Below are 24,680 nucleotides of genomic sequence, written 5' to 3' on the forward strand. Positions count from 1 at the left end.
GACCGGTCGGTGATCTTCCCAGCCCGTGATTTTCCACTCAGGACGCCAGTTCGGGAATAGCCGCGTACTCGGCGAGCGCCTGCGGGTTGGCCAGTGCCTCGATGTTCTTCACCGGCTGGCCATGGACCGTGTTGCGCACTGCCAGCTCGACCAGCTTGCCGCTCTTGGTGCGCGGGATGTCATGCACCTGCAGCACGCGCGCGGGAACGTGGCGCGGCGTCGCGTTGTCGCGGATGGTCTGCCTGATGCGCGACACGAGCGCTTCGTCGAGCGAGAGTCCCTCGCGCAGGCGGACGAAGAGGACCACGCGCACGTCGGTCGGCGCCTGCGGCGGCCAGTCCTGGCCGATCACGATCGACTCGATTACTTCAGGCAGCTTCTCGACCTGGCGGTAGATCTCGGCGGTGCCGATGCGCACGCCACCCGGGTTCAGGGTCGCGTCCGAACGACCGTGGATGATCAGTCCGCCGTGCGCGCTCACCTCGCAGAAGTCGCCGTGGCACCAGACGCCCGGGAAGCGCTCGAAGTAGGCGGCCCGGTACCTGGCGCCGTCGGGGTCGTTCCAGAAGCCGATCGGCATGCTCGGGAAGGGCCGTGTGCACACCAGCTCGCCCTTCTCGCCGGCGATCGGCCGGCCTTCGTCGTCCCACACCTCGACCGCCATGCCGAGGCCGATGCACTGGATCTCGCCGCGCCACACCGGCAGGGTCGGGTTGCCGAGCACGAAACAGGAGATGATGTCGGTGCCGCCCGAGATCGAGGCGAGCTGCAGGTCGGGCTTGATCGCCTCGTAGACGAAGTCGAAGCTCTGCGGCGCCAGCGGGCTGCCGGTGGACATCAGCGCGCGCAGCGCCGACAGGTCGTAGTGCTCGGCCGGGCGCAGGCCGCTCTTGGCCAGCGTCTCGATGTACTTGGCCGAGGTGCCGAAGTGCGTGATGCGTTCCTCCTGCGCGTAGTCCCAGAGGATGTGGCCGTCGTCGACGAAGGGGTTGCCGTCGTAGAGCATCAGCGTCGCGCCCGCGGCAAGGCCCGAGACGAGCCAGTTCCACATCATCCAGCCGCAGGTGGTGAAGTAGAAGAGGCGGTCGCCCTCGTGGATGTCGCTGTGCAGCAGGTGCTCCTTGAGGTGCTGCAAGAGCGTGCCGCCGGCCCCGTGCACGATGCACTTGGGGACGCCGGTGGTTCCCGACGAGTACATCACGTAGAGCGGGTGGTCGAAGGGCAGGCGTACATAGCCGGGGACGCGCTCGCCGATGAAGGGCGCGCCGAAGTCTTCCCAGGCGACGACCTTCGCTGCTGCGCCGATCGCGGCAAGTTCGGCGCCGGGGTCGAGGTAGGGGACGACGACGAGACGCTCGACCGAGGGAAGTTGCGGCAGCAGCTCGGCGAGCTTGCCGCGGATGTCGATCGCCTTGCCGCCGTACCAGTAGCCGTCGCAGGCGACGAGCACCTTCGGCTGCGTCTGGCCGAAGCGGTCGAGCACGCCCTGCACGCCGAAGTCGGGCGAGGCGCTGGTGAACACGGCGCCGATGCTGGCCGCCGCGAGCATCGCGACCAGCGTCTCCGGCAGGTTCGGCATGTAGGCGCCGACGCGGTCGCCGGTGCGGACGCCGGCCGCGCGCAGCGCTGCGGCAAAGCGCGCGACTTCGGCGCGCAGTTCGGCACGCGTCAGCGAACGCTTCACCTTATCCTCGCCGCGGAAGACGAGCGCCTGTTCGTTGCCGCAGTCGCGCAGCAGGTTCTCGGCGAAGTTGAGCCGCGCGTCGGGAAACCAGCGCGCACCGGGCATGCGCTCGCCGTCTTCGAGAATTCTTGCACCCCGCTCGCCGATGACGCCGCCGAAGTCCCAGACCTCGCGCCAGAAGGATGCCGGCGAGTCGATCGACCAGGCGTGCAGTTCGGCATAGTCGGCGATTGCGCGGCCGCTGACGGCGCGCGCGCGCTCGCCGAATTTCGCCAGCGCGCTGGCGGCGATGCGTTCGGGGCTGGGTGTCCACAGGGGATGATTCATTGCTTGGCTCCTTGCAGGGCGAGGGCGACCTTCGAATTCGGCCTGCGGCCCAGTTGTTCGCTGATCCAGTGCGCGCAGTCGACCAGTTGCGTCAGGTCGATGCCGGTCTCGATGCCGAGTCCGTCGAGCAGATAGACGACGTCCTCGGTGGCGACGTTGCCGGCGGCCCCCCTGGCGTAGGGGCAGCCGCCGAGCCCGGCGACCGACGCGTCGAAGACCGCCACTCCGGCCTCCAGCGAGGCGTAGATGTTGGCGATCGCCATCCCGTAAGTGTCGTGGTAGTGGCCGGCGAGCCTGGACAGCGGCACTTTGGCGGCGACGGCGTCGAGCATGCGCCGGATCTTCAGCGGCGTGCCGACGCCGACCGTGTCGCCGAGGCTGATCTCGTTGCAGCCCATCTCGAACAGCGTCGCGGCGACGGCGGCGACTGCGGAAGGCGAGATCTCGCCCTCGTACGGGCAGCCGACGACGCAGGAGACGTAGCCGCGCACGCGCACGCCGGCTTCCCGCGCGGCGGCCATCACCGGCGCGAAGCGGTCCAGCGATTCGGCGATCGAGCAGTTGATGTTCTTGCGGCTGAACGACTCCGAGGCCGCCGCGAATACCGCCACATCCTCGGCGCCGGCCGCGAGCGCGGCCTCGAGGCCCTTGAGGTTGGGCGTCAGCACCGGGTAGGAAACGCCCGCCAGGCGCTCCAGCCCGGCCATCAGTTCGGCGTTGTCGGCCATCTGCGGCACCCACTTCGGCGAGACGAACGAAGTCGCCTCGATCGACTGCAGCCCGGCCGCGCCGAGCCGGGAGATCAGCTCGCGCTTGACCGCGGTCGGGACGAGCTGTTTCTCGTTCTGCAGTCCGTCGCGCGGGCCGACCTCGACGATGCGCACGCTTGCTGGCAGTTTCATTGCCGGAATCCTCACGCCGTCTCCACGTCTTCGAGCCCGAGTTCGCGCTTCATGCGCTGGCGGATCTGGTACTTCTGGATCTTGCCGGTCACGGTCATCGGGAACTCGTCGACGAAGCGGATGTAGCGCGGGATCTTGTAGTGCGCGATCTGGCCCTGGCAGAAGTCCTTCACCTCGGCCTCGCCGAGCTTCTCGCCTTCGCGCACGATGATCAGTGCGCACAGTTCCTCGCCGTACTTCCGGTCGGGAACGCCGACCACCTGCACGTCGCGGACCTTCGGGTGGCGGTAGAGGAATTCCTCGATCTCGCGCGGGTAGATGTTCTCGCCGCCGCGGATCACCATGTCCTTGATGCGGCCGACGATGTTGCAGTAGCCCTCCTCGTCGATCGTCGCCAGGTCGCCGGTGTGCATCCAGCCGGCCTTGTCGATCGCCTCGCTGGTCTTCGCTTCGTCGTTCCAGTAGCCGAGCATCACCGAGTAGCCGCGCGTGCACAGCTCGCCCGGCGTCCCGCGCGGCACGATGCGACCTTCGCTGTCGACGATCTTCACCTCGCAGTGCGGCTGCACGCGGCCGACCGTGGACACGCGGCGTTCGAGCGGGTCGTCGGTGCCGCTCTGGAAGCTGACCGGCGAGGTCTCGGTCATGCCGTAGGCGATCGTCACCTCGCGCATGTTCAGCCGGTCGATGACCCGGCGCATCACCTCGATCGGGCAGGGGCTGCCGGCCATGATGCCGGTACGCAGCTGCGCGTGGTCGTAGCGGTCGAAATCCGGGTGGTCGAGGACGGCGATGAACATGGTCGGCACCCCGTGCAGTGCCGTGCACTTCTCCTCGGCGACCGTCTGCAGCACGGCCAGCGGCTCGAAGGACTCGGCCGGGAAGACCATGGTCGCGCCGTGGGTCAGGCAGGCGAGGTTGCTCATCACCATGCCGAAGCAGTGGTAGAGCGGCACCGGGATGCACAGGCGGTCACCCTCACGCAGCTTGATCGCCTCGCCGACGAAATAGCCGTTGTTGAGGATGTTGTGGTGCGACAGCGTCGCGCCCTTCGGATTGCCGGTCGTCCCCGAGGTGAACTGGATGTTCACCGCGTCGTCGAACTGCAGCGTCTCGCCGATCTCGGCGAGCCAGTCGAGTTCGGCGCGCGTCGGCGCCTTGAGCAGTTCGCCGAAGTTGAACATTCCGCTCGTCTTGTCGTCGCCCATCCGGATCACGGTGTCCAGCCTCGGCAGGCGCGCCGACTTCAGCCTTCCCGGCGCGCAGTGCGCGAGTTCGGGCGCGAGGTCCTGCAGGATCTCGAGGTAGTTGCTGCTCTTGAACGCCGGCGACAGGATCAGTGCGCGGCAGCCGACCTTGTTCAGCGCGTACTCGAGCTCGGCGCGGCGGTAGGCGGGGTTGATCGTCACCAGGACCAGCCCGAGCTTGGCGGTGGCGAACTGCGTCAGTACCCATTCCTCGTTGTTCTGCGACCAGATGCCGATCCGGTCGCCGGGCATCAGCCCGGCGCGCAGCAGGCCGCAGGCCAGCGCGTCGACCTTCTCGCGCAGCAAGGCGTAGGAGAGGCGCACGTTCTGGTGGCGGACGACCAGGGCCTCCTGCTCGGCGTGGCGCGCGCAGGCCTCGTCGAAGAAGCTGCCGATGGTCTGGCCGATCAGCGGTTTGTCGGAGCTGCCATTGACGTAACTGAGCTTGTTCATGTCTGTCTCCTTGTGATCTTGTGCAGGACTGCCCGGCCCCGGAGGCGAGCGCTCCGGAGCAGCTTCTTCAGGCCTTTTCGGGCTCGAACTCGACCAGTTCGGACCCGTCGTTCACCTGGTCGCCGACCGCGAAGCGGAAGGCTTTCAGCGTTCCGGCTGCCGGGGCGTTGATGGTGTGCTCCATCTTCATCGCTTCGAGGATCAGGAGCGGCGTCCCCTTGGCGACGCGCTGGCCGGCTTCGGCGAGCAGCGCGATCACCTTGCCCGGCATCGGCGCCAGCAGGCCACCCTCGGCGCCACCGCCTTCACCCGCGTGGAAGAGCGGATCGACCTGCGCCAGTTGCCAGGTGCGGCCATCGACGAAGACGTGCCGCTTCTCGCCTGCGCTGATCACCGTCGCATCCATGCGCCGGCCGCCGAGTTCGACGCGCATCTGGCCGCGGCTGTCGATCTCGCCGGCGAGCTCGATTTCCTGCCCGTCGAGCAGGAAGCGGTAGCTGCGCGCGAGGTAGGTCACCTGCACGCGCTTCTCGGTCTCGCCGCAGCGCAGGATCAACTCGCGCCTTGCCGCTGCGTTGAGCCGCCAGCCGTCGCGGATGAACCACGGCGAATTCGGTTCGCTGCTCGCCGCCGCGTCGGCACGCGCGTAGCGCCGCTCCTTCTGCAACTCGGCGAGCGCGGCGATCAGCCAGACTTCGCGCGGGACTTCCGCCTGCTCGGGGAAGAGGTAGGCCTTCTCGCGCTCGATCAAGCCGGTGTCGAGGTCGGCACCGGCGAAGGCCGGGCAGGCGACCAGGCGGGCGAGGAAGTCGATGTTGTTGGCGACGCCGACCACCCGGTACTCGGCGAGCGCCTGCAGGAGGCGCACCTGGGCACGTTCGCGGTTCTGGTCCCAGACGATCAGCTTGGCGATCATCGGGTCGTAGTGCGGGCTGATCTCGTCGCCTTCCTCGACGCCGGTGTCGACGCGCACGTGGATGCCTTCGGCCGGCGGCGACAGGTGCAGGAGGCGGCCGGTCGAGGGCAGGAAGCCCTTCGCCGGGTCCTCGGCGTAGATGCGCGCTTCGAGCGCGTGGCCGTGGATCTGCAGCTGCTCCTGCGCCAGCGGCAGCGGCTCGCCGGCGGCGACGCGCAACTGCCATTCGACCAGGTCGAGTCCGGTGATCATCTCGGTCACCGGGTGCTCGACCTGCAGGCGCGTGTTCATCTCCATGAAGTAGAAGCTGCCGTCCTGGTTGGCGATGAACTCGACGGTGCCGGCGCCGACGTAGCCGACCGCCTTCGCCGCATCGACCGCGGCCCGCCCCATCGCCGCGCGCCGCTCGGGCGTCATCCCCGGGGCCGGGGCTTCCTCGAGCACCTTCTGGTGGCGGCGCTGCACCGAGCAGTCGCGCTCGAACAGGTAGACGCAGTTGCCGTGCGTGTCGCCGAAGACCTGGATCTCGATGTGGCGCGGGCGGGTGACGTACTTCTCGACGAGCACGTGGTCGTCACCGAAACTCGACCGCGCCTCGCGCTGGCAGGAGGCGAGCGCATCGATGAAGTCCTCGCTGCGCTCGACCAGGCGCATGCCCTTGCCGCCGCCGCCCGCCGCGGCCTTGATCAGCACCGGGTAGCCGATCGAGTCGGCCTCTTCGCGCAGGAATTCAGGCTCCTGCCGGTCTCCGTGGTAGCCGGGGGTGAGCGGGACGCCGGCCTCTTCCATAAGCTTCTTCGCTGCCGACTTCGAGCCCATGGCGCGGATCGCCGCGACCGGCGGGCCGACGAAGCTGATCCCGGCCGCCTCGCAGGCGTGGCAGAAGTCCTCGTTCTCGGAGAGGAAGCCATAGCCGGGGTGGATCGCCTGCGCGCCGGTGGCCTTGGCCGCGGCGATGATCTTGTCGATGACGAGGTAGGACTCGCGCGCGGCGGCCGGGCCGATCAGCACTGCCTCGTCGGCGAGGCGGACGTGGCGCGCGTTGGCGTCGGCCTCGGAATAGACTGCCACCGTCTTGATGCCGAGCCGGCGCGCGGTCTTGATCACGCGGCAGGCGATTTCGCCGCGGTTGGCGATCAGGATCTTGCTGAACATGTCGGGTTTCCTTTTCATTCGCTGCATTCGGCGGGTCGATCGAGAGTTTGTCGGGTTACGCTGCGTTAACGATCATGGCCAGTCTTGCCACCCCTGAGCATGAAACGCAGCCATTCGCTACCGTCATTGCGAGGCGCGTAGCGCCGTGGCAATCCAGTTCGTTCTTCCAGTTTCGCGGCATCGCCAGTTCGGGCGACAGGATGACAGCCCCACGCACTGGATCGCCACGCCCTTCGGGCTCGCGATGACGGGCTGCTGATCGCGACGGCTGCGGCAGATCAGGTCGGCCGATGTCTCACGAAATTGTTCCACGTTGCACGCTAACCCGATCTACGCGGCGTCAGGCGACCCACGCCGCCGCTCGCTTGCCGAGGAAAGCGGCGAGGCCTTCCTTCGCTTCGGGTGTCGTGCGCAGCGAGGCGATGCGGCGCGCGGTGTCGGCGACGAGCGCGTCGTCCACCGGCCGCTGGGCGACCGCGCGGATCAGTTCCTTGGCCGCGTTCTGCGACCGGGGTCCGCCTTGCAGCAGCGCCTCGACCACCTCACGCACCCTGGCGTCGAGCGCTTCGCTGGTGACGGCTTCGTGCGCGATGCCGAGTTCGGCGGCGCGCCTGGCGTCGATGCGTTCGGCGGTCTGGAAGTAGCGGTAGGCCTGGCGTTCGCCGATGGCGCGGATCACGTAGGGGCTGATCGCGGAGGGGATGATGCCGAACCTGACCTCCGAGGCCGCGAAGACCGCGCGCTCGCCGGCGATGCAGATGTCGCAGGCGCAGGCGAGTCCCATGCCGCCGCCGAGCGCCGCGCCATGGACGCGCGCGACGGTCGGCTTGCTCATCTCGGCGAGCGTGCGCAGCATCGTCGCGAGCTTCATCGCGTCGGCGAAGTTAGCCTCCTCGCTCGCCTCGCCGGCGGCCTTCATCCAGTTGAGGTCGGCGCCGGCGGAGAAGCTCTTGCCCCGTCCGGCGAGGACGACGACGCGCACCGCGGGGTCGGCGTCGAGCTCGCGGCAGCCCGCGGTCAGCTCGCTGATCAGTTGCGCGTTGAAGGCGTTGTGCAGCTCGGGGCGGTTCATCCACAGCGTGGCGACCGCGCCCGCGCGTTCGATGTCGAGGGTCTCGTACATGGCGGGCGTCCTCACATGCGGAAGATGCCGAAGCGGGTCGGCTGGATCGGCGCGTTGAGCGAGGCCGACAGCGACAGGCCGAGGATGCGCCGCGTCTGCGCCGGGTCGACGATGCCGTCGTCCCACAGGCGCGCGCTCGCGTAGTAGGGGTGGCCCTGCTCCTCGTACTGGGCGCGGATCGGCGCCTTGAACGCCTCCTCGTCCTCCTTGCTCCAGGCGCCGCCCTTGGCCTCGATCGCGTCGCGACGTACCGTCGCCAGCACGCTCGCCGCCTGCTCGCCGCCCATCACCGAGATGCGGCTGTTCGGCCACATCCACAGGAAGCGCGGGCTGTAGGCGCGACCGCACATGCCGTAGTTGCCGGCGCCGAAGGAGCCGCCGATCACCATCGTGATCTTCGGCACCTGCGCGGTCGCCACCGCGGTGACCATCTTCGCGCCGTCCTTGGCGATGCCGCCGTTCTCGTACTTGCGGCCGACCATGAAGCCGGTGATGTTCTGCAGGAAGAGCAGCGGGATGCCGCGCTGCGCGCACAGTTCGATGAAGTGCGCGCCCTTCTGCGCCGACTCGCCGAAGAGGATGCCGTTGTTGGCGACGATGCCGACCGGGGTGCCGTGCAACTGCGCGAAGCCGCACACCAGCGTCGTCCCGTAGCGCGACTTGAATTCGTCGAAGCGCGAGCCATCGACGGTGCGCGCGATGATCTCGCGCACGTCGTAGGGCTTGCGCGAGTCGGTCGGGATGATCCCGTAGATTTCCTCGGGGTCGTAGAGCGGTGCCTCGCCGTTGCCGAGCGCCATCTGCGTCGGCTTGACGCGGTTGAGGTTGGCGACGATGCGGCGGGCGATGTTGATCGCGTGCTGGTCGTTCTCGGCGAGGTGGTCGGCGACGCCCGAGATGCGCGTATGCACGTCGCCGCCGCCCAGGTCCTCGCTGCTCACCACCTCGCCGGTCGCCGCCTTGACCAGCGGCGGGCCGCCGAGGAAGATCGTGCCCTGGTTCCTGACGATGACGGTCTCGTCCGACATCGCCGGCACGTAGGCGCCGCCGGCGGTGCACGAGCCCATGACGACGGCGATCTGCGGGATGCCCTTGGCCGACATGTTGGCCTGGTTGTAGAAGATGCGGCCGAAGTGGTCGCGGTCGGGGAAGACCTCGTCCTGCCGCGGCAGGAAGGCGCCGCCCGAGTCGACCAGGTAGATGCACGGCAGGTGGTTCTGCTCGGCGATCTCCTGCGCGCGCAGGTGCTTCTTCACCGTCAGCGGGTAGTAGGTGCCGCCCTTCACCGTCGCGTCGTTGGCGACGATCATGCACTCGACGCCGTTGACCCGGCCGACGCCGGTGACGACGCCGGCCGACGGCGCCTCGCCGTCGTACATGCCATGCGCGGCCAGCTGGCCGACCTCGAGGAAGGCGGTGCCGGGGTCGAGCAGGTGATCGACCCGGTCGCGCGGCAGGAGCTTGCCGCGCGCGACGTGCTTGGCGCGCGCCGCTTCGCCGCCGCCTCTGGCCGCAGCGGCGGCCGTATCGCGCAGGTCCTCGACCAGCGCGCGCATCGCCGCGGCGTTGGCCTGGAAGTCGGCCGCGCGCGGGTTGATCTGGCTCTTGATCACGCTCATCTCAGTTCGTCTCCGCGAACAGTTCGCGACCGATCAGCATGCGCCGGATCTCGCTGGTGCCGGCGCCGATCTCGTAGAGCTTGGCGTCGCGCCACAGGCGGCCGGTCGCGTAGTCGTTGGTGTAGCCGACGCCGCCGAGCGTCTGGATCGCCTCGCCGGCCATCCAGGTCGCCTTCTCGGCCGCGTAGAGGATGGCGCCGGCGGCGTCCTTGCGCAGGCTGCGCGCGTGGTCGGTGTGGTCGCAGGCGCGGCCGAGCGCATAGACGTAGGCGCGCGTCGCCTGCCAGGTCGAGTACATGTCGGCGACCTTGCCCTGCATCAGCTGGAATTCGCCGATCGCCTGGCCGAACTGGCGGCGCTCGTGCAGGTAGGGGACGACGATGTCCATGCACGCGGCCATGATGCCGAGCGGGCCGCCACAGAGCACTGCGCGCTCGTAGTCGAGGCCGGACATCAGCACCTTGACGCCGTTGCCGACGCCGCCGAGCACGTTCTCCTCGGGGATCTCGCAGTCGTCGAAGAAGAGCGGGAAGGTGTTCGAGCCGCGCATGCCGAGCTTGTCGAGGTGCGGGCCGTGCGTGAAGCCCTTGAAGCCCTTCTCGACGATGAATGCGGTGATCCCCTTCGGGCCGGCGTCGGGGTCGGTCTTGGCATAGACGACCAGCGTGTCGGCGTCGCCGCCGTTGGTGATCCACATCTTCGAGCCGTTGAGCACGAAGCGGTCGCCCTTCTTCTCGGCGCGCAGCTTCATCGAGACGACGTCGGAGCCGGCGCCCGGTTCGGACATCGCCAGCGCGCCGACGTGCTCGCCGGAAACGAGCTTGGGCAGGTACTTCTTCTTCTGTGCCTCGTTGCCGTTGCGGCGGATCTGGTTTACGCACAGGTTCGAGTGCGCGCCGTAGGAGAGGCCGACCGAGGCCGACGCGCGTGAGATCTCCTCGAGCGCGACGATGTGCGCGAGGTAGCCCAGGTTGCTGCCGCCGTATTCCTCGCCGACGGTCATGCCGAGCAGGCCCATCTCGCCGAACTTCCGCCACAGGTCGGCGGGGAATTCGTTCACGCGGTCGATCTCGGCGGCGCGCGGTGCGATCTCGGCGTCGGCGAAAGCCTTGACGCTGTCGCGCAGCATGTTGATGTCTTCACCGAGGGCAAAGTCGAGGCTGGGAATGTTCATGCGGGGCACCTGTGGCGGAAGCGTTGGGGAGGCGGCCGGCGTCGCGCTGTCTCACCGCGAGGGCGAGGGCAGGGCGTCCGGCGGCCGCTGCAAGGGACGCCACAGTGTAGTGATCGTCATGGCGCGGCGAGCGCCAAAACGGTTGCAAATCGTGCCAGGCGATTTATAGTGCTGCGCACCATGAGCCGGAGCTACGTTCCCCCTCCCGACCCGCTGCGCGGACCCGCGGCGACGCCGATCGCCTTCATCCGCGCGATCGTCCTCGCGTATCGCCGCTACGGCGCCGATCCCGCCAACTGCCTGCATACGGCACGGATTGCGCCGGAACTCCTCGCCGACCCCGGTGCCCGCGTCACCGCCACGCAGATGGAGATCATGTCGGCGGTGGCGATGCAGGAACTCGACGACGAGGCGCTCGGCTGGTTCTCGCGCAAGCTGCCGTGGGGAAGCTACGGGATGCTGTGTCGCGCTTCGCTGACTTCGCCCGAACTCGGCATCGCCTTGAAACGCTGGTGCCGACATCACCGGCTGCTCACCGACGACATCGTCCTGAGCCTCGAAGTCGCCGGGTCGCTGGCGACGCTCGCGATCGAGACGCGGCGCGAACTCGGGCCGATGCAGGAACTCTGTCTCGTCACCTGCCTGCGCTACATCCTCGGCTACGCCTGCTGGCTGATCGACTCGCGCATCCCGCTGCTGGCCGCCTCCTTCCCCTATCCGGCGCCCGCCCACCAGTCGGCCTACCCGCTGATCTTCCCCGGTCCGGTGCTGTTCGACGCCGCCTGTGCCGGCATCCGCTTCGACGCGCAGTACCTGCGCCTGCCGCTGCGCCGCGATGAGCACGACCTGCAGCAGATGCTCAAACGCGCCTTGCCGCTGACCGTCCTCCAGTACCGCCGCGACCGCCTGCTCGTGCAGCGCGTGCGCCAACTGCTCAAGGCCGAAGCCAATGCCGCGCTCACCGCCGAGAGCATCGCCGGGCGCCTGCATGTGTCTCCGCGCACCCTGCATCGCCAGCTGCGCGAGGAAGGTGCGACGCTGCTGGCGCTCAAGGACGAAGCGCGCCGTGAGCAGGCGATGCGGCTGCTGACACGCAGCAAGCGCCCGCTCAAGCAGGTCGCGCAGGCAGTCGGTTATCGCAACGAGAAGAGTTTCTCGCGCGCGTTCAAGGACTGGACCGGGCAGTCGCCGGGGGCGTTCAGGGAGTCGGCGGGGAAGCCGGAGGGGTGACACAGGACACGCTTGCCTCGGCGAGCGTCCACCGGTCGGTCCGGGAGGTGTCGGCCTGTTCCTCCCGGGCCATGCGGCGGCCTGGACGTGCTGGGAGCTTGACTAAGTAAGGAATAATTCTTACAGTAGATCTGCTGAGAGGAGAATGACCATGCACGCCATCCACGAAGTCGCCACCCTCACCGCCAAGGGCCAGATCACCTTGCCCAAAGCCATCCGTCAGGCATTGGGTGTGGACTACGGTGGCAAGGTTGCCTTCGACCTGCTGGGTTCGCAGGTGGTGGTCTCCCGTGTCGAAGACGAGCCCCACGAAGATCCTGCGATCGGAAGTTTTCTCGCGCTGCTCGAAAAGGACATCCATTCCGGCCGTCACCTCGGCGCCTTGCCGGACGATCTGGCACGCGCGATGTTGGTCGCGAGCGGACAGCCGGTCGACGTGGGTGAAGACATCGAAGGTGACGTGACGCTGTGATCGTGCGTCATGGCTGGAAGCTGCTCTTCCATGACTGCCTGATCGAGCAACTGCAAAAGCTGCACGCTGCGGCCGAGCGTGCGCGGGCACAGGACCCCGTCGGCTTCGCGGAGAACGCCAACTTCAAGCTCTTCAATGCCTTGTCGCAGTTGATCCTGGATACGGTGCCCGGCGACCCCAAGCGCGAGGAGTATCGTCAGGGGAACACGCTGGGGCCTGCGTTCCGGTACTGGCGACGGGCCAAGATCGGTCGGCGCTTCCGCCTGTTTTTCCGCTTCGACTCGAAGAGCAGGATCATCGTCTTTGCCTGGGTCAATGACGAGAATACCTTGCGCTCCTCGGGCAGCAAGTCCGACCCTTACGCGGTCTTCCACAAAATGCTGCAACGCGGCCATCCGCCTGATGACTGGGCGGGACTCGTGTCGGCAAGCAAGCCGGAGTGGAAGTAGTCAGGCCCGGCCAAGGACCCCTTATGTTCGACCGCGCAGCCACCGCTGTGCCGGGTCAGTCGACCTTCAGCCAGATTTCGTTGCGGCGCAGGAACCAGGGCGTCAGCGGCGGGTTGTAGCGGGCGAAGACAGGTTCTCCGCTCGTGCGCAGGCCGGCGGCAGCGACGGCGTTTTGCAGGATGGCCAGGTGCTCCGCATAGTTGGCGTCGGTCCAGCGTCCCGAGTAGCGGATCGCGGCGAAGCGGCCGCCGGCGATCTCCCTGAATGTCACGCGCGGGTCGAGCGGCTCGGGCAGCGTCGCCAGCGTGAATCCCTCGGGCATCCGGAACTGCAGCAGCTGCTCGGCGCCGGCCGGCTCCTGGGTCACCGGCGTCGTCATCGCGATCTTCTTCGGCTCGGCTTCCTGCGTCACCGGAGTGCTCATCGCCAGCTGCCGTTCGCCCTTGTTCTTGCCGAAGATATAGCCGGCGAGGATACGGAAGCCCTGGTTGCCGGCCTCGCTGAACGGGCCGCTGACGCGCACTTCGGCGACGATGTACGGCGCGTACTCGCGCAGCTCGAAGTCCGGGTATTGCGCGACGACGCGGTAGGCGGGGGCCGGGTTGGCATCGGCGCGGGCGCTGCCGCCGGCGAGGAGGACGAGTGCGCTGGCGATGGCAAGAAGAAATTTCATCATGGATTCCTTTCAACCTGAAAAAAGCACTTGGCCACGAAATGCACGAAAAACACGAAATCGTTCATGGGGTTCGACGCAGAGTCGAAACAATCCGATTGGTTAGATGCTGAACGACCGCAACCCTATGTGTTGTTTCGCGGCTTTCGTGTTTTTCGTGGCTGAAAAGAGGTTTTAAGGTTCAATCCAGGGACTGACAGCCGGCTGGCTGCCGGCGCGAATCTGCACGCGTAGTTCGCGCGCAGCGGCTTCCGGGTCGGTGGCCGCGCACAGCGCGCTGACCACGGCCAGGCCGTCGGCGCCGGCTTCGATCACCGCCGCGGCGTTGCCGGCGTCGATGCCGCCGATCGCGACCAGTGGCCGCCGCGTGCGTGCGCGCAGCGCGCGCAGGCCGGCGAGACCGAGCGCCGGCGCCGCGTCCTGCTTGGTCGCGGTCGCGAACACGGGGCTGACGCCGTAGTAGTCGACCGGCGCGCGTTCGGCGGCGGCGAGTTGCTCGATCGACTCGACCGAGAGGCCGATCAGCGCGTGCGGCAGCAGGCGGCGGACGTCCTCGGGGGCCATGTCCCGCTGCCCGACATGGACGCCGTCGGCGCCGCAGGCGAGCGCGACGTCGACGCGGTCATTGACGATCAGCGGAATGCCGAGCGGTGCGAGCAGGGCCTTGAGTGCCCGCGCGCAATCGACGAAGGCGCGCGTGTCGAGCGTCTTCTCGCGCAGCTGGACGCAGCTGACACCACCGCGCACCGCCGCCTCGACCACCGCCAGGATGCCGCGTTCGCCGCACAGCATGCGGTCGGTGACGAGCTGCAGGCGCAGTGCCGCGCGCAGGTCCTCGCGTTCAGGCATGTTCGATCATCGTCAGGCGCTCGGCGAAGGCCTCGCGGTCGAGCAGTTGCAGGCCGTCGAGCAGCTTGATCTGCAGGCGGCCGACGCCGGCGCCCGCCGCCTGCGTGCGTTCGACCGCGAGTTCGCCGACCACGCCAAGGCAGGCCATGGCGGCGACGGTGGCGCGCCAGGGGTCGGGCTGCACCGCGGCGAAGGCGCCGATCAGGGCGCTCGCCGAGCAGCCGACGCCGGTGACGCGCGTCATCCACGGGTGGCCGTTGGACAGCGTCACGTGCCGGCCGCCGGCGTCGACGATGTGGTCGTCGGCGCCGCTGATGCAGACGACGCAGCCCAGCTCGCGCGCCAGCCCGCGGGCGGCGAACACGGCCGCGTCCGACACCGCGCTGCTGTCGACGCCGCGCGTTCCACCGGCCAGCCCACCCATGCTCAGGATCTCGGAAGCGTTGCCGCGCAGCACCGTGGGGCTGCCGGTCTCCAGCAGTTCGACCAGCGCTTGGTCGCGGTAGGGCGTGGCGCCGGCACCGACCGGGTCGAGCACGACCGGAATGGCGCGCGTGAGTGCGCTGCGCAGCGCCAGCTGCATCGCGCGGATCCAGTCGGGTTCCAGCGTGCCGATGTTGAGCACCAGCGCGTCGGCGATGCCGACCATCTCGCGCACCTCCTCGTGCGCGTGCGCCATCACCGGCGACGCGCCGACCGCGAGCAGCGCGTTGGCGTTGAAGTTCATGACCACCAGGTTGGTGATGCTATGCACCAGCGGCGCGCGCTCGCGCACGGCCTCGAGGTCGGACCAGAGCGCTTCGGCATCGAGTTTTTCTTTTGACATGACAAGGCTCCTCTTCGGGAAAGGCCGGCGCGGGCGTATGAGTGGTCGTGGGGCAGCGCCGGCAAGCGCGGATTCAGGGGGAAGGGTAACGGTTTTTCGCCGCGCGGAAACGCCGAACGTTGCTGGTCACTGCCACATCGCCCGCATGCGCGCGGCGAGATCGATACGCGTGCCCGATATCGCGCCCGTTCCGGCGCCGGCATCCGCCTGCGGCCACGAACGCTGCTCGAAGTGGGCCAGCAGGGACTGCGGGATGAAGCGCGTGCGGCTCGCATAGACGTGCCGGTCTCCCGTTCCGGCCTGGCCGGAAACGTGGAAGCGCTGCGGGACGATCAGGTCGAGGTGATCCCTGGCGCGCGTCATCGCGACGTAGAGCAGGCGGCGTTCCTCCTCGATCTCGGCTTCGTTGCCGGTGGCCAGGTCCGAGGGAATGCAGCCGTCGACGACGTTGAGGAGCGAAACCGCCGACCATTCGCGTCCCTTCGCCGAGTGGATCGTCGACAGGATCAGGTAATCCTCGTCGAGCAGCGGGGCGCCCGGCGTGTCGCTGGTCGCGTCGGGCGGGTCGAGCGTCAGTTCGGTGAGGAAGCGCTCGCGCGAGGGGTAGGTCGCGCCGATGCGCGCCATCTGCTCGATGTCGGCCATGCGCACCGAGGCATCCTCGAACAGCCGCTCCATCTGTCCTGCGTACCACTGCGTCGCCCGCTCCAGCGGCGCCGGCCAGTGCGCATCGTCGCCGCCGATCGCTTCCACCAGCGCGGCGAATTCGTGCCACGCTTCCTGCGCCGCCGGCGGCACCGGCTGCTCGGCGAGCAGCGCGCAGCCCGCGGGCGCCGCCTGCAGGTTGTCGAGGATGCGGCCGGCGCCCTTCGGGCCGATTCCCGGCAGCAGCTGCAGCGCGCGGAAACCCGAGACGCGGTCGCGCAGGTTCTGCGCCCAGCGCAGGATCGCCAGCAGGTCCTTGACGTGCGCCGCTTCGAGGAACTTCAGCCCGCCGAATTTCACGAACGGGATGTTGCGACGGGTCAGTTCGATCTCCAGGCGCACGCTGTGCTGCGCCGCGCGGAACAGCACGGCCTGCGCCTTGAGCCGGAGCCCGTTCTCGCGTCGCGCCAGCACCTGCTCGACGACGTAGCCCGCCTGATCGGCATCGTCGCGCACCGCCACCAGCGCCGGCTTCTGGGCGGAGGCGCGTTCGCTCCACAGGTTCTTCGTGAAACGCTCTCGCGCGAGACCGATGACGCCGTTGGCCGCGGCGAGGATAGTTTGCGTCGAGCGGTAGTTGCGCTCCAGTGTCACCCGCCGCGCCGGCGGGTCGAACTGCGTCGGGAAGTCGAGGATGTTGCGTACCGTCGCGCCGCGGAAGCGGTAGATCGACTGCGCGTCGTCGCCGACGACGGTGAGGCCGCGTCCGTCGGGTTTCATCGCCAGCAGCAGGCTCGATTGCAGGCGGTTGGTGTCCTGGTACTCGTCGACCAGCACGTGGCTGAAGCGGCCGCCGACGGCGCGCGCGAGATCGGGGTCGGCGACCATTTGTGTCCAGTAGAGCAGCAGGTCGTCGTAGTCGAGCACCGCCTGCGCCTGCTTGGCCTCGACGTAGGCGAGGAACAGGCGCTGCAACTCGTCCTCCCACTCGGCGCACCATGGGAAGCTCCCTTGCAGGACCTCGGCGAGCTTCGCCTGTGTGTTCACCACCGTCGAGTAGATCGAAAGGCAGGTCGATTTCAACGGGAAACGCTTGCCCTTCGCCGACAGCGCGAGCTCGTGGCGGACGAGGTTCATCAGGTCGGCCGAATCCTCGCGGTCGTGGATGGTGAAGGCGGGGTCGAGCCCGATGTTGCCGGCGTACTCGCGCAGGAGGCGCGCGCCGACGCTGTGGAAGGTTCCCGCCCAGGGAAAGCCGCCTCTGGCGAGCCTGGAATGGCGCGGCGAAAGCTGCGCCGCGATGCGCTGCACGCGTCGCGTCATTTCGTCGGCGGCTCGGCGCGAGAAGGTCAGCAGCAGGATCCGAGCGGGGTCGGCGCCGTGCGCGAGCAGGTGCGCGACGCGATGGGCGAGGGTGTTGGTCTTGCCCGAGCCGGCGCCGGCGATCACCAGCAGCGGTCCGGCTGCGTGGTCCGGGCCGATGCCGTCGGTGACCGCGTCGCGCTGCGCCTCGTTGAGTCCGGCCAGGTAGTCCGGCAGGTCCGTTTCAGGCGAGTGGGAGTGGGTGTCGTCCAGTGCTTCGCTCACCGCGGTCCTTTCCCGGCGTGTGCCTCGCCACTGGCGGCGGCCGTCCACGGATCGACCGGGCTGTGGCAGTGCGGGCAGATGAAGCGGAGGGGCATGGCCGGATTCATGCTGTGATTATATACAGCATCTGGGCTGGATTGATCGCCAGGGTGAGCGCGCCATTTACTTTCATGCCTGCGGGCGTCAGGGTTTAGACTCATGCTCCTGCCGCGAATGCGCTCCGGCGAGAATCGCGGCGTCCCGGGTTTGTTCGCCTGACAAGTCCGCCGCCGATTTACCTGTCACCGAAAGCTGCTGCCATGTCCCCGATTCATGATGTCGATCTCGTCCTCCTGTTGGCAAGCGCACTGGCGAGCAAACGGCGAGCGGCGGAGCTGAGCGAAATCATCGCCGGCATCGAGCTGGTACAACCCATAGCGCTTCCCGCCGTGGCGAAAATCGCTGAGGCATTTGCCAGGCTGTCGGGCCAGGGCCTGCTCGTCGCAGCAGAGGGGCGCTTCGCGCTCAGTCCCGAGGCGCAAACGATGATCGAGGCGCTGCCGAAAAAGGCCGATACTGCCGAACGACTCGTCGCCCTCCGGCCAAAGCTCTCGGCTTTCCGGAGCAATGGCGAATCTGCTTCCATCCTGATCGAAGTCGAACAAGTGAATGCGGCCATTCTTGAATATCGTGCAGCTGCAGCCAGTGCGCGCACTATTTTGGTGCTCGCCAAGCCCAAGACTGAAGAACGCCCCGGCCAGCGCCGGCGCAAGCCCTTCCCGGGATCGAAGAGAGGGCGCTGATTATTTCTCGTAATTATGACCTGCTCCTGCGTGAAAACCACGTCGATGACCGGGGTATGAACATGGGTGTGCTAATGCCCTGTTACTTCGGCGATCGATGCCGTGATTGCCTTCCAAAAACAGCTTCCAGCGTATAGTATTATTACCTATCGGGAAATTGATTCCCGATGTCCACCCAAAAAGAGGAATACTCCATGTCCAAATACGCAGAGCTGCAGCAACAAATCGCCGAACTCCAGAAGCAGGCAGAGGAAGTCCGCCAGCAGGAAACTGCCCAGGTCATCGCCGACATCAAGGCAAAGATGGTCCAGTTCGGCATTACCATCGAGGACCTCTCCGGCCGTACCAAGCGCGGCGGCAGTGTCGTCAAGGCGAAGTATCGCGATCCCGTTTCCGGGAAGGAATGGTCCGGTCGCGGCATTCAGCCGAAATGGCTGCGCGAAGCCATCGCTGCCGGCAGCGCGAAGGAAGATTTCGCGGTTTGACGCGGTTTGGCGCGGTTTGCTATTCGGAGAAATTCCGCGTCTCTCGAAAACGCGGCATGCTGCTTGCTCGATGATCCGCTTCGCTTGAATCCGTGGCGGTGACATGTCGAGTCGCTCGCTTGCCGCGTCGCTCCTCTCCGCGCTGTTGCTGGTCGCCTGCGCGCCTTTGCCTCCCCAGCAGGGAGAGGGCGCACTGTGGCGGCCTTCGCCCAATTACGATCAGCGCAAGCCCAATTTCGTCATCCTGCACCAGACCAGCAACGACAATGTCGAGCGGGCACTGACGACGCTCACCGATCCCTTGCGCAAGGTCAGCGCGCACTACCTCATCGGCCGCGACGGCACACTCCTGCAACTCGTCGACGAGAATTTCCGTGCCTGGCACGCCGGTGAATCGTGGTGGGGCGGCAACACCGATATGAATTCTGCCTCGATCGGCATCGAACTCGACAATACCGGTGAAGAACCTTTTTCCGAGTCGCAGATCCTGGCACTGCTCAAATTGCTCGACGAATTGCGCAGTCGGCACCGCATACCGCCAGCTAATGTACTCGCGCATGGCGACATCGCGCCGACGCGCAAGGTCGATCCCGGTCCCCTCTTTCCCTGGCGGCGACTCGCCAGCCAGGGTTTCGGCCTGTGGTGCGAGGCGCCGCTGACGGGTGCTCCCGAAGGCTTCTCTGCCGACCTGGGTCTGACGGCGCTGGGCTACGATCCGCTGACGCCGACAGCAGCGCGGCTGGCCTTCAGGCGGCATTTCGGCAGCGCGCTGGTGCGGGCAAATGGCGAAAATGCCGGTGGCGAAGACCTGCCCGGCGACGACCGAGCCGAACTGAGCAGCAGCGAGCAGGCGCTGCTCCACTGCCTGCTGCAGGCGAAGGCTGCGTCGCCACGCCGCCTGCCGTCGCCCGTCGCTCCCCTCGTCAACGGTAACGGGCACTGAGCATGCACACCCGCTACAGCGAAATCCCTGCCTACCTGACCAAGGACGGCTCCGAAATCCGCGAGTTGATGCACCCTGCGGTGCATGGCAACCGGCGACAGAGTCTTGCCGAAGCGAGCGTCCTGCCCGGTACGCGCACGCACCTCCATCGTCACCTGTCGAGCGAGGAGCTCTATCACGTCACCGCCGGCAGCGGCGTGATGACGCTCGGCGATCGCCGTTTCGCGGTCGCCGTCGGCGACACGGTCCTGATCGAAGCGGGGACGCCGCACTGCATCGAAGCGACCGGCAGCGAGGCTTTGCGCATCCTCTGTTGCTGCAGCCCCGCGTATTCCCACGCCGACACCGAACTACTGGAAAAGACATGAGCGCCAGCGCAAACCATTCGGCCGATCTTCCGTTCAGCGGCAACCTCTTCGCCGGCCTGGGCGAGCACGGAGGAGCGGCGAGCAGCGAACACTTCGATACCCTGCTCGCCGCTCCCGGCCTGCGCATCGAGCGCATCGTCTCCACCGGTCAGGCGAGTCCGCCCGACTTCTGGTACGACGAGGAAGTCGCCGAATGGGTCGCCCTGCTCAGCGGTAGCGCGCGACTGCGCTTCGCCGACGAAGCCGAAGCGCGCGATCTCGTTCCCGGGGACTGGGTGCATATTGCCCCGCACCGCCGCCACCGCGTCGAATCAACCGCCGCCGACAGCGCGAGCGTCTGGCTGGCCGTGCATTTCGTCTGATCAGGGGGACGGTATGCTTGATTCCTTCGAATCAAGCATACCGTCCCCGTAATGTCAGTCCGCGCCGGACTTCCCCTTCAGCATCCCCGCCAGCGCCGCGAACGGCGAGTGGGTGGCGCCGCCACCGCTTCTGCCATCATTCCTGCCGCCGAGGTTGCCGACCCCGCGCTGCGCGAATTCGAGCTGCTTCTGGTGCTCGTTGTCGTGGCAGTAGAGGCAGAGCAGTTCCCAGTTGCTGCCGTCGGGCGGGTTGTTGTCGTGGTTGTGGTCGCGGTGATGGACGGTCAGTTCGCGCAGGTTGGCGTGCGTGAATTCGCGCGTGCAACGGCCGCAGACCCACGGGTAGATCTTCAGTGCGCGCTCGCGGTAGCCTTGTTCGCGTTTCTCGCGCGCCTGGCGTGCTTCGAGGACGACGCGGTCGAGGCGCTCGTTATTGGGGACCATCATGCAGTCCCCAGCGCCGCGTTCAGGATTTCCTTGGCCTCGGTGACGATCGCGTCGAGGTGTTCGGCGCTCCTGAAGCTTTCGGCGTAGAGCTTGTAGATGTCCTCGGTTCCCGACGGACGCGCGGCGAACCAGCCCTCGGCGGTGGCCACCTTGAGCCCACCGATCGGCGCGTCGTTGCCGGGAGCGCGTGTCTGCCTGGCGACGATCGCGTCGCCGGCCAGCGTCGGCGCGCTGACGCGCTCGGGAGTGAGCTGCTTGAACGCCGCCTTCTGCGCGGCCGAGGCCGGCGCATCGATGCGCAGGTAGTACGGCGTGCCGTAGCGCGCGGCCAGCTCGAGGTAGTGCTGGCCCGGGTCGCGGCCGGTGACCGCGGTGATCTCGGCGGCCAGAAGGCCGAGGATGATCCCGTCCTTGTCGGTGGTCCACACCGTTCCGTCGCGGCGCAGGAAGCTCGCCCCCGCGCTTTCCTCGCCACCGAAGCAGAGACTGCCGTCGACGAGGCCGGCCGAGAACCACTTGAAGCCGACCGGGACTTCGAGCACGCGGCGACCGAGCCCGCCGACGACGCGATCGATCAGCCCGCTGGAGACCAGGGTCTTGCCGACTGCGGCCTGATCCGACCACTGCGGCCGGTGCGTCAGCAGGTAGTTGATCGCGACGGCGAGGTAGTGGTTCGGGTTGAGCAGGCCGAGCGAAGGGGTGACGATGCCGTGGCGGTCGACGTCGGCGTCGTTGCCCCAGGCGATCGCGAAGCGGTCCTTCAGCCCGACCAGGCTGGCCATCGCGTACGGGCTGGAGCAGTCCATGCGGATCTTGCCGTCGTGGTCGAGCGTCATGAAGGCGAAGGCCGGGTCGACGGACGGGTTCACGATCTCGATGTCGAGGCCGTAGCGCTCGGCGATCGGCTGCCAGTAGGCGACCGCGGCGCCACCCAGCGGATCGACGCCGATCTTGAGTCCGGCGCGGCGGATCGCCTCCATGTCGATCACCTGGTCGAGGTCGGCGACGTAGGGAGCGACGAAGTCGGTGGCGACGATATTCGCCGCGGCCAGCGCCTGTTCATACGGCAGGCGCTTCACCTCACGGTTGCCGTCGGCCATCAGCGCGTTGGCGCGCTTCTCGATCCAGCCGGTGACGTCGGTGTCGGCCGGTCCGCCGTTGGGCGGGTTGTACTTGATGCCGCCGTCGCGCGGCGGGTTGTGCGAGGGCGTGATCACCACACCGTCGGCGGTGCCTGCGGCGCCGGCGTGCAGGCGGTTGTGTTCGAGGATCGCGCGCGAGATCACCGGCGTCGGCGTGTAGCCGTCGTTTTCCTGGTAATGGACGAGGACGCCGTTGGCGGCGAGCACCTCGAGCGCCGTGCGCTGCGCCGGTCCGGACAGCGCATGCGTGTCCTTGCCGAGGAAGAGCGGACCCGTGATCCCCTGTTGCGCGCGGTATTCGCACACCGCCTGCGTGATCGCGAGGATGTGCGCCTCGTTGAAGCTGCCGTTGAGCGCGCTGCCGCGGTGGCCGCTGGTGCCGAAGGCGACGCGCTGCGCCGGGTCGCTGCAGTCGGGCGCGTTACGGTAGGCCGCCAGCAGCGCGGGAATGTCGGTGAGAAAATCGGCGGGGGCGGCTTGGCCGGCGAGGGGATGGGTCATTTGGGGCTTCCTGGGCAGGGAGAAATGTTTGGCGTTAACAGCGACGTCGTATATCCGCGTTATCAAAACATCGATCAGTGTGCATCAATGCTAGGCAGTTTCAGACTACTGAAGGGGCAACATCATTTGCAGGCAGGACAGCTTACTTCACCAGCTTGCCGTCCCTGACGACAACCAGGCGCGTCCGCGTCTGTGCGGCGACCGCACGCGCACGCTGCGCGGCGCGAATCAGCGCAGCCTGGACATTGCGTGCGGCTTCATCTGACGCCTGACTCAAGGGCTTGCTGTTCATATTTCTTTCCGATCGAGCAAAGCTGGACCTGACGGAATTGCGACGAATGGGAATATTCTAAGGCAATGAAAAAGAACCCTGCGCACTTGCCGATCAGGCAGGAAACCACGAAGCAGCGAGGATTTCGTCCTGCACCGCCCAGGGACATTCTTCGGGGAAGCAGTCGAGCCCGGTCTCGCTGACCGCTTGCGCCAGCGCCCTTGACCAAACCATGTCGAGCCAGCGCGGTTCCTGCAGCTTAGGGGCCAGGCTCGGCGATTCGTCAAGCACATAGGCGATTTCCTTGCGTTGTGCCCTGATGGTTTTTTCCCAACTGGCTCCCCGGCGCTCCGGCTGATACTGCCACTTGAGCAAGTGCGCCAGCAGTACGGCCATGCGGCTTGCCAGTTCGCGTTGTTCGCTTTTGCCCACGTCCTCGATCTCCCCGGCGATGTGTTCGATGTCCAGCAGATCGAAGCGTCCGGCGCGTAACAGCCGCGCTTGCTCGTTGGCCCAGGCGTTGATGTCTTTTTCGTAAGTTTGCACAGGCTTTCTCCTTCGCGCCGAACGGCTGCCGATGTCGCTGCTGCAATTATGCCGCAGCGCGCAGCGGTCGCATCTTCCCGACATGCTTGACCAGGATCCGGTAGGTGTCGCGGTCGAACGCGGCGTCGCCGTCGGCGAGCAGTTCGGCGAGTTCGCTCTCATCGCGCGCGCTGCCCAGGTGGCACCAGTGGTCGATCACGTGCCAGACCTCGCCTTCGGCAAGCAGCGCCGGGCCGGCGAAGGGCCAGGTCTGCAGGCGCAGTTCGGCGAGCGCCTGCTGCAGGCGCAGGCCGTGCTGCCGGGGCGACTCCTTGCCGGTGCAGGCGCCGCGGCAGCGGCCGATCTGGTGCGCGAAGCAGGGTTTGCCTGGTGTGCCGGATTCGAGGCCGAGCGTCGTCGGGCACAGCGCGTGCTCGCGCACCAGCTTGCGCAGCGCCTCGTTCGCCTGGCGCGAGTTCGAGAACAGTCCGTACAGGCTCTGCTGGCGGCCGCGTTCGAGGTCGCGCGCATGCACGAGTTCGGGCCGCCAGTGGCCGTCGGCGCGCTCGACCAGCCGCCAGGCGCAGCATTCGCGGTTGCGCCTGAGCTGGCGGTTGTGCGTCGGCTGCAGCTCCTTGACCAGCCGCGATTCGCAGAGCAGCGCGTCGATCTCGCCGGCGCACTTGATCGTCTCGATGCGCCGCACCTGCTGCGCGAGGCTCATCTCCTTGCCGTCGCGATGGTCGGCCGCGAAGTGCGCGAGCACGCGCTTGCGCAGGGTCTTGCTCTTGCCGACGTAGAGCGGTAGTTCGTTCTCGCCGAAGAAGAGATAGACGCCGCAGCCGTCGGGAATGTCGTCGACGTCGGTGGCGTCGAGCCACGACGGCAGGCTCGGCTTGCTCGCGGCTTCGTGCAGGGTCGCGGCGAGCAGCTCGGCCGGCTGCTCGGCGGCGACGATCTGCCAGAAATCGTGGATCGCCAGCGCGTCGCCGAGCGCGCGGTGGCGTTCGCGGCGGACGATGCCGTGGCGCTCGATCAGACGGTCGAGGTTGTGCCGCTGATCGTCCGGGTAGAGCCGCCGCGACAGCTTGACCGTGCACAGCACCGGCGCGCGCAGGTCGAGGCCGACGCGGCGGAACTCGTTCTTGAGGAAACCGTAGTCGAAGCGTGCGTTGTGCGCGACGAAGACGCAGCCGTCGAGGCGCTGGCGCACGTCGGCGGCGATCTCGGCGAAGGTCGGCGCTCCCGCGACCATCTCGTCGCTGATTCCGGTCAGGCGGACGATGAACTCGGGGATGCGCCGCTCGGGGTTCACGAGCTGGCTCCAGGCATGGGTTTCGCCGTCGATCAGGGTGACGATGGCGATCTCGGTGATACGGTCGACGCTCGCCCGACTGCCGGTCGTTTCGAGGTCGACGAAGGCGAGCGGGCGGTCGGTGAGCGAGGTCATGATCGGGCGGTGAGGTTCATGTATCGGCGAAAAGTCTTTTAACCCGCTTGCGCCAGCGCGGCAAGTGCCCGCT

The 24,680-nt window shown here is 67.4% G+C and carries 24 protein-coding genes; 8 read left to right on the forward strand and 16 right to left on the reverse strand.

Annotated elements, in window-relative coordinates; genetic code table 11:
• Positions 1 to 37: 37 nt before the first annotated feature.
• The 7 genes from CCR84_RS07905 to CCR84_RS07935 all read right to left on the reverse strand — a co-directional run bounded on the left by CCR84_RS07905 (position 38) and on the right by CCR84_RS07935 (position 10,600).
• Positions 38 to 2,011 carry an acetoacetate--CoA ligase gene (locus tag CCR84_RS07905; RefSeq protein ID WP_201211162.1) on the reverse strand — a complete coding sequence of 658 codons (1,974 nt, stop codon included), beginning with the start codon at positions 2,009 to 2,011 and terminating at the stop codon, positions 38 to 40.
• Positions 2,008 to 2,913, reverse strand: coding sequence for a hydroxymethylglutaryl-CoA lyase (locus tag CCR84_RS07910; RefSeq protein WP_201211163.1), 906 nt, complete (start codon positions 2,911 to 2,913; stop codon positions 2,008 to 2,010). Before CCR84_RS07910 ends, CCR84_RS07905 begins: the two co-directional genes overlap by 4 nt.
• A gap of 11 nt (positions 2,914 to 2,924) precedes the next feature.
• Positions 2,925 to 4,613 carry an AMP-binding protein gene (locus CCR84_RS07915; protein WP_201211165.1) on the reverse strand — a complete coding sequence of 563 codons (1,689 nt, stop codon included), beginning with the start codon at positions 4,611 to 4,613 and terminating at the stop codon, positions 2,925 to 2,927.
• A 67-nt stretch (positions 4,614 to 4,680) separates the two neighbouring features.
• Positions 4,681 to 6,684 (reverse strand): acetyl/propionyl/methylcrotonyl-CoA carboxylase subunit alpha, encoded by a 2,004-nt coding sequence (locus CCR84_RS07920; RefSeq protein ID WP_201211167.1) that lies wholly within the window; start codon positions 6,682 to 6,684, stop codon positions 4,681 to 4,683.
• 340 nt (positions 6,685 to 7,024) lie between these two features.
• Positions 7,025 to 7,807, reverse strand: a complete 783-nt coding sequence (locus CCR84_RS07925) for an enoyl-CoA hydratase/isomerase family protein (RefSeq protein ID WP_201211168.1) — start codon at positions 7,805 to 7,807, stop codon at positions 7,025 to 7,027.
• 11 nt (positions 7,808 to 7,818) lie between these two features.
• On the reverse strand, positions 7,819 to 9,426 hold the full coding sequence (locus CCR84_RS07930; RefSeq protein WP_201211170.1) for a carboxyl transferase domain-containing protein: 1,608 nt from the start codon (positions 9,424 to 9,426) through the stop codon (positions 7,819 to 7,821).
• 1 nt (position 9,427) lies between these two features.
• Positions 9,428 to 10,600, reverse strand: a complete 1,173-nt coding sequence (locus CCR84_RS07935) for an isovaleryl-CoA dehydrogenase (RefSeq protein ID WP_201211171.1) — start codon at positions 10,598 to 10,600, stop codon at positions 9,428 to 9,430.
• Between the two features lie 180 nt (positions 10,601 to 10,780).
• Here CCR84_RS07935 and CCR84_RS07940 point away from each other — a divergent pair, with 180 nt between their 5' ends.
• The 3 genes from CCR84_RS07940 to CCR84_RS07950 all read left to right on the forward strand — a co-directional run bounded on the left by CCR84_RS07940 (position 10,781) and on the right by CCR84_RS07950 (position 12,751).
• Positions 10,781 to 11,830 (forward strand): AraC family transcriptional regulator, encoded by a 1,050-nt coding sequence (locus CCR84_RS07940; RefSeq protein ID WP_201211173.1) that lies wholly within the window; start codon positions 10,781 to 10,783, stop codon positions 11,828 to 11,830.
• 151 nt (positions 11,831 to 11,981) lie between these two features.
• Positions 11,982 to 12,302, forward strand: a complete 321-nt coding sequence (locus tag CCR84_RS07945; RefSeq protein ID WP_201211175.1) for a type II toxin-antitoxin system PrlF family antitoxin — start codon at positions 11,982 to 11,984, stop codon at positions 12,300 to 12,302.
• Positions 12,299 to 12,751, forward strand: coding sequence for a type II toxin-antitoxin system YhaV family toxin (locus CCR84_RS07950; protein WP_476705549.1), 453 nt, complete (start codon positions 12,299 to 12,301; stop codon positions 12,749 to 12,751). Before CCR84_RS07945 ends, CCR84_RS07950 begins: the two co-directional genes overlap by 4 nt.
• A 55-nt stretch (positions 12,752 to 12,806) precedes the next feature.
• Here CCR84_RS07950 and CCR84_RS07955 read toward each other — a convergent pair whose 3' ends face one another.
• From CCR84_RS07955 to CCR84_RS07970, 4 genes are all read right to left on the reverse strand, one after another.
• Positions 12,807 to 13,424, reverse strand: a complete 618-nt coding sequence (locus tag CCR84_RS07955; protein ID WP_201211177.1) for an SOUL family heme-binding protein — start codon at positions 13,422 to 13,424, stop codon at positions 12,807 to 12,809.
• A 174-nt stretch (positions 13,425 to 13,598) separates the two neighbouring features.
• Positions 13,599 to 14,273 carry a thiamine phosphate synthase gene (thiE, locus tag CCR84_RS07960; RefSeq protein WP_201211179.1) on the reverse strand — a complete coding sequence of 225 codons (675 nt, stop codon included), beginning with the start codon at positions 14,271 to 14,273 and terminating at the stop codon, positions 13,599 to 13,601.
• On the reverse strand, positions 14,266 to 15,099 hold the full coding sequence (gene thiM, locus CCR84_RS07965; RefSeq protein WP_201211180.1) for a hydroxyethylthiazole kinase: 834 nt from the start codon (positions 15,097 to 15,099) through the stop codon (positions 14,266 to 14,268). The genes thiE and thiM overlap by 8 nt, the downstream gene beginning before the upstream one ends.
• Before the next feature lie 126 nt (positions 15,100 to 15,225).
• A complete protein-coding gene (locus CCR84_RS07970; RefSeq protein WP_338052585.1) occupies positions 15,226 to 17,331 on the reverse strand; it encodes an ATP-dependent helicase in 2,106 nt (701 codons plus the stop codon).
• 299 nt (positions 17,332 to 17,630) lie between these two features.
• Between CCR84_RS07970 and CCR84_RS07975 the strand changes: the two genes are divergently transcribed.
• The 5 genes from CCR84_RS07975 (at position 17,631) to CCR84_RS07995 (ending at position 20,271) form a co-directional block, all read left to right on the forward strand.
• Positions 17,631 to 18,113, forward strand: a complete 483-nt coding sequence (locus CCR84_RS07975) for a hypothetical protein (protein ID WP_201211182.1) — start codon at positions 17,631 to 17,633, stop codon at positions 18,111 to 18,113.
• A gap of 167 nt (positions 18,114 to 18,280) precedes the next feature.
• Positions 18,281 to 18,598, forward strand: a complete 318-nt coding sequence (locus tag CCR84_RS07980) for an H-NS histone family protein (RefSeq protein WP_242508607.1) — start codon at positions 18,281 to 18,283, stop codon at positions 18,596 to 18,598.
• Positions 18,599 to 18,701: 103 nt separating this feature from the next.
• Positions 18,702 to 19,541 carry an N-acetylmuramoyl-L-alanine amidase gene (locus CCR84_RS07985; protein ID WP_201211184.1) on the forward strand — a complete coding sequence of 280 codons (840 nt, stop codon included), beginning with the start codon at positions 18,702 to 18,704 and terminating at the stop codon, positions 19,539 to 19,541.
• A gap of 2 nt (positions 19,542 to 19,543) precedes the next feature.
• Complete coding sequence (locus tag CCR84_RS07990) at positions 19,544 to 19,909, forward strand: cupin domain-containing protein (protein WP_201211186.1); 366 nt, start codon at positions 19,544 to 19,546, stop codon at positions 19,907 to 19,909.
• A complete protein-coding gene (locus CCR84_RS07995) occupies positions 19,906 to 20,271 on the forward strand; it encodes a cupin domain-containing protein (protein ID WP_242508608.1) in 366 nt (121 codons plus the stop codon). The genes CCR84_RS07990 and CCR84_RS07995 overlap by 4 nt, the downstream gene beginning before the upstream one ends.
• A 54-nt stretch (positions 20,272 to 20,325) precedes the next feature.
• Here CCR84_RS07995 and CCR84_RS08000 read toward each other — a convergent pair whose 3' ends face one another.
• The 5 genes from CCR84_RS08000 to CCR84_RS08020 form a co-directional block, all read right to left on the reverse strand.
• Positions 20,326 to 20,718 carry a YajD family HNH nuclease gene (locus CCR84_RS08000; protein WP_201211188.1) on the reverse strand — a complete coding sequence of 131 codons (393 nt, stop codon included), beginning with the start codon at positions 20,716 to 20,718 and terminating at the stop codon, positions 20,326 to 20,328.
• Positions 20,715 to 22,361: a phosphoglucomutase (alpha-D-glucose-1,6-bisphosphate-dependent) gene (gene pgm, locus CCR84_RS08005; RefSeq protein ID WP_201211189.1), complete on the reverse strand. Its 1,647-nt coding sequence runs from the start codon at positions 22,359 to 22,361 to the stop codon at positions 20,715 to 20,717. The genes CCR84_RS08000 and pgm overlap by 4 nt, the downstream gene beginning before the upstream one ends.
• 142 nt (positions 22,362 to 22,503) lie before the next feature.
• Positions 22,504 to 22,653, reverse strand: a complete 150-nt coding sequence (locus tag CCR84_RS08010; protein WP_201211191.1) for a hypothetical protein — start codon at positions 22,651 to 22,653, stop codon at positions 22,504 to 22,506.
• Positions 22,654 to 22,746: 93 nt separating this feature from the next.
• Positions 22,747 to 23,262 carry a DUF29 domain-containing protein gene (locus CCR84_RS08015; RefSeq protein ID WP_201211192.1) on the reverse strand — a complete coding sequence of 172 codons (516 nt, stop codon included), beginning with the start codon at positions 23,260 to 23,262 and terminating at the stop codon, positions 22,747 to 22,749.
• Entirely contained in the window at positions 23,225 to 24,607 is a 1,383-nt protein-coding gene (locus tag CCR84_RS08020) for a 3'-5' exonuclease family protein (protein WP_201211193.1), read from the reverse strand. Before CCR84_RS08020 ends, CCR84_RS08015 begins: the two co-directional genes overlap by 38 nt.
• Positions 24,608 to 24,680: the final 73 nt, after the last annotated feature.

The organism is Rhodocyclus purpureus (assembly GCF_016653115.1).
Lineage (GTDB): Bacteria > Pseudomonadota > Gammaproteobacteria > Burkholderiales > Rhodocyclaceae > Rhodocyclus > Rhodocyclus purpureus.

What these genes read in the sequence shown, in the direction of transcription:
- CCR84_RS07905 (WP_201211162.1), bottom strand. Translation starts at nt 2,011, where the DNA reads ATGAATCATCCCCTGTGGACACCCAGCCCCGAACGCATCGCCGCCAGC.
- CCR84_RS07910 (WP_201211163.1), bottom strand. Translation starts at nt 2,913, where the DNA reads ATGAAACTGCCAGCAAGCGTGCGCATCGTCGAGGTCGGCCCGCGCGAC.
- CCR84_RS07915 (WP_201211165.1), bottom strand. Translation starts at nt 4,613, where the DNA reads ATGAACAAGCTCAGTTACGTCAATGGCAGCTCCGACAAACCGCTGATC.
- CCR84_RS07920 (WP_201211167.1), bottom strand. Translation starts at nt 6,684, where the DNA reads ATGTTCAGCAAGATCCTGATCGCCAACCGCGGCGAAATCGCCTGCCGC.
- CCR84_RS07925 (WP_201211168.1), bottom strand. Translation starts at nt 7,807, where the DNA reads ATGTACGAGACCCTCGACATCGAACGCGCGGGCGCGGTCGCCACGCTG.
- CCR84_RS07930 (WP_201211170.1), bottom strand. Translation starts at nt 9,426, where the DNA reads ATGAGCGTGATCAAGAGCCAGATCAACCCGCGCGCGGCCGACTTCCAG.
- CCR84_RS07935 (WP_201211171.1), bottom strand. Translation starts at nt 10,600, where the DNA reads ATGAACATTCCCAGCCTCGACTTTGCCCTCGGTGAAGACATCAACATG.
- CCR84_RS07940 (WP_201211173.1), top strand. Translation starts at nt 10,781, where the DNA reads ATGAGCCGGAGCTACGTTCCCCCTCCCGACCCGCTGCGCGGACCCGCG.
- CCR84_RS07945 (WP_201211175.1), top strand. Translation starts at nt 11,982, where the DNA reads ATGCACGCCATCCACGAAGTCGCCACCCTCACCGCCAAGGGCCAGATC.
- CCR84_RS07955 (WP_201211177.1), bottom strand. Translation starts at nt 13,424, where the DNA reads ATGAAATTTCTTCTTGCCATCGCCAGCGCACTCGTCCTCCTCGCCGGC.
- thiE (WP_201211179.1), bottom strand. Translation starts at nt 14,273, where the DNA reads ATGCCTGAACGCGAGGACCTGCGCGCGGCACTGCGCCTGCAGCTCGTC.
- thiM (WP_201211180.1), bottom strand. Translation starts at nt 15,099, where the DNA reads ATGTCAAAAGAAAAACTCGATGCCGAAGCGCTCTGGTCCGACCTCGAG.
- CCR84_RS07975 (WP_201211182.1), top strand. Translation starts at nt 17,631, where the DNA reads ATGTCCCCGATTCATGATGTCGATCTCGTCCTCCTGTTGGCAAGCGCA.
- CCR84_RS07980 (WP_242508607.1), top strand. Translation starts at nt 18,281, where the DNA reads ATGTCCACCCAAAAAGAGGAATACTCCATGTCCAAATACGCAGAGCTG.
- CCR84_RS07985 (WP_201211184.1), top strand. Translation starts at nt 18,702, where the DNA reads ATGTCGAGTCGCTCGCTTGCCGCGTCGCTCCTCTCCGCGCTGTTGCTG.
- CCR84_RS07990 (WP_201211186.1), top strand. Translation starts at nt 19,544, where the DNA reads ATGCACACCCGCTACAGCGAAATCCCTGCCTACCTGACCAAGGACGGC.
- CCR84_RS07995 (WP_242508608.1), top strand. Translation starts at nt 19,906, where the DNA reads ATGAGCGCCAGCGCAAACCATTCGGCCGATCTTCCGTTCAGCGGCAAC.
- CCR84_RS08000 (WP_201211188.1), bottom strand. Translation starts at nt 20,718, where the DNA reads ATGATGGTCCCCAATAACGAGCGCCTCGACCGCGTCGTCCTCGAAGCA.
- pgm (WP_201211189.1), bottom strand. Translation starts at nt 22,361, where the DNA reads ATGACCCATCCCCTCGCCGGCCAAGCCGCCCCCGCCGATTTTCTCACC.
- CCR84_RS08010 (WP_201211191.1), bottom strand. Translation starts at nt 22,653, where the DNA reads ATGAACAGCAAGCCCTTGAGTCAGGCGTCAGATGAAGCCGCACGCAAT.
- CCR84_RS08015 (WP_201211192.1), bottom strand. Translation starts at nt 23,262, where the DNA reads ATGTCGGGAAGATGCGACCGCTGCGCGCTGCGGCATAATTGCAGCAGC.
- CCR84_RS08020 (WP_201211193.1), bottom strand. Translation starts at nt 24,607, where the DNA reads ATGACCTCGCTCACCGACCGCCCGCTCGCCTTCGTCGACCTCGAAACG.